This window comes from Aphanizomenon flos-aquae FACHB-1287 (genome assembly GCF_014698755.1).
In the GTDB taxonomy this organism is placed as follows: Bacteria; Cyanobacteriota; Cyanobacteriia; order Cyanobacteriales; family Nostocaceae; genus Dolichospermum; species Dolichospermum flosaquae.
Genome location: NZ_JACJTO010000020.1, coordinates 68,483 through 76,042 on the forward strand (window position 1 = coordinate 68,483; position 7,560 = coordinate 76,042).

8 protein-coding genes are annotated in these 7,560 nt (G+C 35.8%); all 8 read left to right on the forward strand.

Annotated features, from left to right (window positions below):
- The first annotated feature begins 385 nt into the window (after positions 1-385).
- Positions 386-2,125 (forward strand): phage tail sheath family protein, encoded by a 1,740-nt coding sequence (locus H6G44_RS11400; protein ID WP_190386659.1) that lies wholly within the window; start codon positions 386-388, stop codon positions 2,123-2,125.
- Positions 2,126-2,305: 180 nt separating this feature from the next.
- Positions 2,306-2,779, forward strand: coding sequence for a phage tail protein (locus H6G44_RS11405; RefSeq protein ID WP_190386658.1), 474 nt, complete (start codon positions 2,306-2,308; stop codon positions 2,777-2,779).
- A 51-nt stretch (positions 2,780-2,830) separates the two neighbouring features.
- Positions 2,831-3,304, forward strand: coding sequence for a phage tail protein (locus H6G44_RS11410; protein WP_190386657.1), 474 nt, complete (start codon positions 2,831-2,833; stop codon positions 3,302-3,304).
- A gap of 35 nt (positions 3,305-3,339) precedes the next feature.
- Entirely contained in the window at positions 3,340-3,840 is a 501-nt protein-coding gene (locus H6G44_RS11415) for a phage tail protein (RefSeq protein WP_190386656.1), read from the forward strand.
- 6 nt (positions 3,841-3,846) lie between these two features.
- Positions 3,847-4,173 (forward strand): hypothetical protein, encoded by a 327-nt coding sequence (locus tag H6G44_RS11420; RefSeq protein ID WP_190386655.1) that lies wholly within the window; start codon positions 3,847-3,849, stop codon positions 4,171-4,173.
- Positions 4,174-4,212: 39 nt separating this feature from the next.
- Entirely contained in the window at positions 4,213-4,533 is a 321-nt protein-coding gene (locus H6G44_RS11425) for a hypothetical protein (RefSeq protein WP_190386654.1), read from the forward strand.
- A 17-nt stretch (positions 4,534-4,550) separates the two neighbouring features.
- Positions 4,551-4,667 (forward strand): DUF6760 family protein, encoded by a 117-nt coding sequence (locus H6G44_RS20645; RefSeq protein ID WP_311138893.1) that lies wholly within the window; start codon positions 4,551-4,553, stop codon positions 4,665-4,667.
- A gap of 128 nt (positions 4,668-4,795) precedes the next feature.
- On the forward strand, positions 4,796-7,560 hold a 2,765-nt coding region (locus tag H6G44_RS11430), incomplete at its 3' end, for a beta strand repeat-containing protein (RefSeq protein ID WP_190595367.1).

The window sequence follows — 7,560 nt, forward strand, 5'->3', positions numbered from 1 at the left end:
ATTCCGAACTGGGGTATACGCAGACTAAGAAGGAGGTTTCTTCTGAAATGTAGTCGAGTGTTCATCCTCTAAACCTGATAGCTCAATAGGAGATGAGATCAGATTATATTCTATGAATTGGTTTTTAGGGTCACAAAATAGATAATTTGTTAGGGTTCAATTTGGGCAATGGCTAGGCCCCTAGAAGACATCATACAGAGTGTAATTTCGTAAGTGACCCCTTGACAATTAAGATATATCATGTATGTGAAGTGTGATTACTTTTGCAAAGATATTTTTACATTTCTTGCCATTTGGATTAGTTTTAAACTAAACTATATCTTAAGTATTTTTCGCACCAATACTTCAGATTATTGACTAGATACCTAATGGAGGATGACTACTGATGGCATTAGATTATTTTGCTCCTGGAGTTTATGTTGAAGAAGTAGATCGGGGCAGCCGTCCCCTGGAAGGCATCAGCATGAATGTTGCCGGATTTGTTGGTTTTACCGAAGATGTTCGGGGTGATGCGGAACTTTTCAAACCAATCATGATTACTAATTGGGAACAATATAAACAATATTTTGCCAAACTTGATTCTGATGGGTTTACAGACTTCGGTGCGTATCTTCCTTTTGCCGTACAGGGCTGGTTTTTAAACGGAGGTGGTCGCTGTTGGATCACGAGTATTGGTACAAAACTACCTGGTTCTCCAGAACCAGAAGCAAAAGATATTGCCACACAAGTATTAACATCTGGTGGTAAACCGGCTTTAGCTTTTAATCTTAAAACACAAGTTCTTGCTCTTCCTGGTAGCGATACTGAGGATAGTAATCCTATCAACCCTAATCGAATTCAGATCATCATTACCGATGGTAAGCCCAGAGAAATAGAAAATCCTGAGACTGAATACAAGCCTCCAGTGGATAGTGGCCAATACTTTACACTGATTATCAAAGAGGGTGACGAAATTCTAGAGAAATTTGAAAATCTTCTTAACTATCAAACTCCAGAATCGTCACCAGAATCTCAATCCGGTACTTATGTAATTACTGCTCTTCAAGACAATTCTTATGTAGTAGTTAATGATATATGTACTCCAGGCATAGGTAGTCCTCTCAGCCGTCGTCCTAAAAACGGTCAATACGAAGTAATCGGTGGTGCTTATATTACTAGGCCAGGTGATGAAATCCGTGATTTACAGGGGCAAAAAGGTGATCGGGCAGGGGTGCAAGGTAATTTTGAAATTGACGAAGTAGCTATCATTGCCTGTCCAGACTTGATGCTACTTTATCAAAGAAACTTGATTGATTTAGAGCAAGTTCATGGTGTCATGGAAACCATGATTAGCAACTGTGAAAATTCTTTTCCAGGACCAGCTTTTCGGATGGTAGTTCTAGATCCACCACCAGTTAAACCAGGTAAAAATAATAACCGTGCCGTTGCACCTGATCAGCAAAAACCTCAAGATGTGGCTGAGTGGTTAAAGCAATTCAATCGCCGTTCCATGTTTGGTGCGCTTTATTATCCTTGGATTAAAGTAGCCAATCCTCGTGACAAAGGTAAACCCATATTAGTCCCTCCTTGTGGTCACATGATGGGTATTTGGTCTCGGACTGACGAAGCTCGCGGAATTTTTAAAGCTCCAGCTAATGAAACACCTAGAGGAGTTTTAGGTGTTGCCTATGATACCAATATGCGGGAACAACAATTACTCAACCCCGAAGGTATCAACTGTATTCGTAACTTTAGTAACTTTAGTCGTGGTTATAAAGTTTGGGGTGCGAGAACTTTAGTAGAAAAAGACAATATTCAATGGCGTTATATCAGTGTTCGTCGCTTGGTGAGTTACATTGAGAAAACTATTGAAAATGGGACTCAGTGGGTAGTATTTGAGCCTAATGATATGGATCTTTGGGAACGAGTAAAACGCACAGTTAGCACTTTCTTAGAAAGACTCTGGAGAGAAGGAGCTTTATTTGGAGCTACACCAGCGGAAGCTTTTTATGTCAAATGTGATGGTGATATTAATACTCCAGATACAATGATGATGGGTCGTCTTTATGTAGAAGTTGGAGTTTCTCCAGTTCGACCCGCTGAATTTGTGATTTTCCGTGTTAGTCAGTGGTCTCCTACTGAGTAGTTTATTCTGATAGATCTTAGATTTATCTCCTAAAACGGTTTTTGATCAAATCCTTCACAAAAATAAATTTGACAATTAATTTTTCTGTTTTGTCATTTCCGTTGATGGTACGGTAGATTATAGTTTACTGGAATAATTACGCCCTAAAATAAAAGTTCCCATTCAAAGAGGATGTGAAAAATGGCTGAATTGAAACCAATTCCTACCAGTCGATTTTATGTTGAATTCGATGGACACACAGAAAAGATGGTCAAGAGTGTAACAGAAGTAAATTTTTCTGGACAAACTGCTGGACATGAAAAACCATTGGCTTCAACTAAAGGTGGCAAAAGCCTATGGCAATCTACTTCTGGAGGATATGAAGAGAACCCCAACTTTACAATTGAGGTTTTTTTAGCAGAAGGAGATATGGAATTTTATAACTGGATGAAGGCAACAATGCCAGCCAGTGAAGGAGGCGATGGTAAGTGGTCGTCAAATCGTAAAAATGGCTCGATTGTTGGTTATGATTCCCAGGATCAAGAAGTCTTGCGTTGGAATATCACTAATGCCTGGATTAAATCTTATAAAATGGGAGATTTATCTGCTGAAAGTAAAGATTTAGCCTTTGAAACTTTTGAAATTGTTTGTGAACAAATTAATCGAGTTAAATAATAGATATCTGTAGTCGGATCAAAAACTTTAATCAAGTTTTAGGAGTTAATTATGGCCTCTGGTGAACTTCTTGCTAGTTCCAAGTTTTATGTTCAGTTTGATGGGTTAGATGATCTAACTGTCAAAAAAGTTAGTGGTATTCAGATCACCTTAGAAACCGCTGGGGATAAGAAACCTATGGGAGTTAGCAAAGGTGGCAAAAGTCAAATGCAAGCAACAGTTACTGGGGTTAGTAATGGTAAAATTACGGTAGAATTTGTGAGTTCGGTTGAAGATGATCGTCTCATGAAATGGTATGAAGAGTCCCATTCTGAACCAATTAAAGGCGGAGGAACACAGAGTAAAGGCTTACGGAAAACTGGCTCTATTATCCTTTATAATCAAGGTGGTGATGAAGCAGCTCGATGGAATATAAAAGGAATCATGCCCCAAAGTTATAAATCTTCTAAGTTAGAAGCAGGTAGCACTAATTTAGCAACAGAAACTGTAGTTATTGTTTACGAAAATATGCATCGAGTTAAATAACTCATTTGATGATTTACTTTTGAGGAGGTGACATAATGGCAACACCAAAATTTGAGTATCTTACGGCTTCTCGCTTTTATTTAGAAATTAAACTCAATGACATTTCCGGTTCAAACGATGATATTGACGGTTACTTTATGGAATGTCAGGGTTTTCAACGCTCTCAAGAGGTGATTGAAATTGCCGAAGTCACCCCTCAAAGGTGGGGCAAAAATGATACAGCTAAGTATGGAAGAGTGGTTAGAACTAAAATTCCTGGTAATTCCAAAAGTGATAATATCACTCTGCGTCGAGGTTTAACGATATCACTCTCCATGTGGAACTGGTTAAAAGCAGTAGAACAGGGAAATTGGTATAAACAGAAACGAGATGGTGACTTGATTATTTACGATCAAGGCTCCCAAGAGCGAGCTAGGTACAGATTTATCGGAGCTTGGCCTGTTAAATACAAGATTTCTGGTGTTAAAGCCGGTAGTAATGAATTTGAGATTGAAGAAGTAGAATTAGCTGTTGATGAATTTATTAGGGTTAAATAAAATTAGATGATGCAAACAGAATTTGAGTTTAACCTAGTTAAAGGATATCTAGATGCTGATGGCAATGTTCACCGCGCCGGGATCATGAGATTATCACGCGCTATGGATGAAATTATTCCTATGCGTGACCCTAGAGTAAAATCTAACCCAGCTTATTCAACAGTAATTATTCTTTCCCGTGTAATTACTCGTTTAGGGGCTTTGGATGATGTTAATCCGGCTGTAATTGAGAATCTTTTTGCAGCAGATCTCAGTTATCTTCAGAAATTTTATCGGCAAATTAATGGGTTAGATGAAAATAATGAAGCTAAAATTCCACCTAGTGAAACTTAGTTTCATGAATTTAATATCATTTTTTTAGGAAAAAGAAAAATGTCTTACCGAGAATTTTCCTTTATTCTCCCAAAAGGATTGATTGATTCTAATGATGAGATTCATCGCTATGGAAAAATGCGATCTACTACTGGTAAAGATGAAATTATTATTCAGCAAGATGTCCAAGTTCAAAAGTTTGCAGAATATGGGGTTTTAGTGACTTTATCTAGGGTAATTACTGAGTTAGGTCATCTTTCTCAAATAACCCCAAGGTTATTAGAACAGTTGTTTTTAGTGGATTTGGTATATTTACAAGAACTTTATGATCAGATTAATCAACCTATTACTGGAGGTTGGTTGAGTGAGGGGGAGTGTTAGGCTACCCTTTGGCACAAATGTATCAAGAGGTAGCTTTTATTGCGCTCAATTTTCACTGGTCTAGAGAAGAAATTTTAAACCTGGAACATAGTGAAAGACTGCGCTGGGTAGAAGAGATTAAAAGACTCATATAACTATTTGTACCTTCCTTTCCTGTTCTACAATCAAAAGTTTCTAGATTATTTCAGGTCATTTTTTCGTCAAAGTATATGTTGGATTTACAAATTATTTCAATTCTGGAAAACCATACATCTAATAAAATATGAAATGTTTCTTACCATCTTATTATTTGTCTTTTGTTGCTGTTTTGGGGGGTGTAATTCCTAATTTCCTTCCTCCCAATATACCAGCATCATTAGCTCAATCTATCACACCAGCAGGAGATGGAACGGGAACAATTGTTACTCCTGACGGTAATCAGTTAAATATTCAAGGTGGTACAACTTCTGGTGATGCTGCTAATTTGTTTCACAGTTTTGATAACTTTAATCTTAATTCTGGAGAAACTGCCAACTTTCTGTCTAATCCGCAAATTCGTAATATTTTAGGCAGAATAGTGGGTGGAGATGTTTCCCGAATTAATGGTTTAATTCAGGTTACTGGGGGTAATAGTAACCTATTTTTGATGAATCCTACTGGATTTGTTTTTGGTGCTAATGCTAGGTTAAATCTCCCTGCTAACTTTACAGCTACAACTGCGAATGGAATTTCTTTTGGAAACAATTGGTTTAATGCTTTTGGTACAAATAATTATAGTAATTTGATTGGTGATCCGAATGCTTTCGCGTTTACCATGGAAAAACCAGGTTCAATTATTAATGCTGGAAATCTTGAGGTATTTTCTGGTAACAGTATTACCTTATTAGCTGGAACAGTTGTTAATACTGGAACAATTTCCGCTTCTGAAGGACAGATAGTGCTCGCTGCTGTTCCCGGACAAAATTTAGTTCGTCTGAGTAGTCCTGGACATTTATTAAGTTTAGATATTCAACCAATTACATCTGATAACAATTTACCAAATAATGTAGTAATACCAATTAAGTCTTTACCTGATTTATTAACTACTGGTAGTGCTGGTTATAATTTAGGCTTGGTAACTAATGCTGATGGTAGTGTCAAACTAGCTGTTAATGATATCATTATTCCTAAAGATCCAGGAACTGCGATCGCTAGTGGTAATTTAGATGTTTCTGGTCAACAAGGGGGAAAAGTTAATGTTATAGGGGATAAGGTAGGAGTAATTGACGCAAATATTAACGCATCTGGTAATAATGGTGGTGGTACAGTATTAATAGGTGGAGATTATCAAGGTAAAGGAACAGTACCCAATGCTAAAATTACCGTTGTAGATGAAAGTTCTACGATTAAAACCGATGCAATTAATCAGGGTAATGGCGGAAAAACCATAGTTTGGGCAGATAATACTACAACATTTAAAGGTAATATATCTGGTCAAGGTGGAGTTAATGGTGGTAATGGTGGTTTTGCGGAAGTTTCTGGCAAAGAAAATTTAAGTTTTCAAGGTAATGTCAATTTATCAGCAGCACAAGGACAAAAAGGTACATTAGTTTTAGATCCGAAAAATATTATTATTGCTACTAGTGGTACTGATAATATCAATGATAATGATTTATTTAACAAAAATCCAACAACAGATGTTACTATTAGTCCTAATAATATTGTTAACAGTTTACAAAATAATGATTTAGTTTTACAAGCTAATAATGATATTACCGTTACAAATGCTATTGATAGTTCCGGTAATTCTAATAGTGGAAATTTCACATTACAAGCCGGACGTTCAATAGCTATTAATGATGATATTAAGATTAAAGGTAATTTTTCAGCAACAGCAAATGATACCAGTGCTATCCCCGCTAACAGAGATAGTGGCAATGCAAGTATTACCTTAGCATCTGGAAAAACAATTGATACTAGCACAAGTAATGGTAATATTACCTTAAAATATGGTAGTGGTGCAAATGCAGATCCCATGAATTTAGCAGGTGATTTAAAAACCGGTGGTAAAATTAGTTTAGATAGCACTACTAAACCTATTACAGTTGGTGGAACAATTAGCAGTGCAGGAGAAATAGAAATTGTTAATAGTGGTGGTACAACTTTTAGTAACAGTGTTAATATTGCTAAATTGACTATTCAAGACACTATAGGAATAGTTACTTTTAATAATAATCTTACTGTTAATAATACTTTAATTACAACAAATAAACCTTATAATGTTTCTTTTCTGGGAGGAACAAATTCTATTGCTAATAATACCACATTTACTAATACAGGGATAATAACTTTATCTGGTAATACTAACTTCATAGGAGGAGTAGATACAACTGCTGCATCAGAAACAAAAATATCAGGTACAGTTAGTACGACTAATTCATTAATTAAGTTGAGAAATACTGTTCTGACTGGATCTGGTATAATTAATAGTAATAATGGTGATATTAATTTTACTGGAAATGTTAATAGTGAAACTGGTACAGGTTTAGATTTAATCGCAAATTCTGGAACAGGAAATTTAACCTTTACCAATGATATAAATTTAGGAAATATTACCGCAAATAGCACAGGTATAACCACATTTAATAATGTCACCGCTACCAGTTTAACCACAAATTCAGGTGGGACAACACAATTAAATGGTAATGTTACCACATCAGGAAATCAAACTTATAATGATACTGTAACTATTGCTAATAATCCTACATTATCAGCTAATGGAATTATATTTAATAATACTATCACTGGTACAGGTTTAGATTTAATCGCAAATTCTGGAACAGGAAATTTAACCTTTACCAATGATATAAATTTAGGAAATATTACCGCAAATAGCACAGGTATAACCACATTTAATAATGTCACCGCTACCAGTTTAACCACAAATTCAGGTGGGACAACACAATTAAATGGTAATGTTACCACATCAGGAAATCAAACTTATAATGATACTGTAACTATTGCTAATAATCCTACATTATCAGCTAATGGAATTATATTTAATAATAC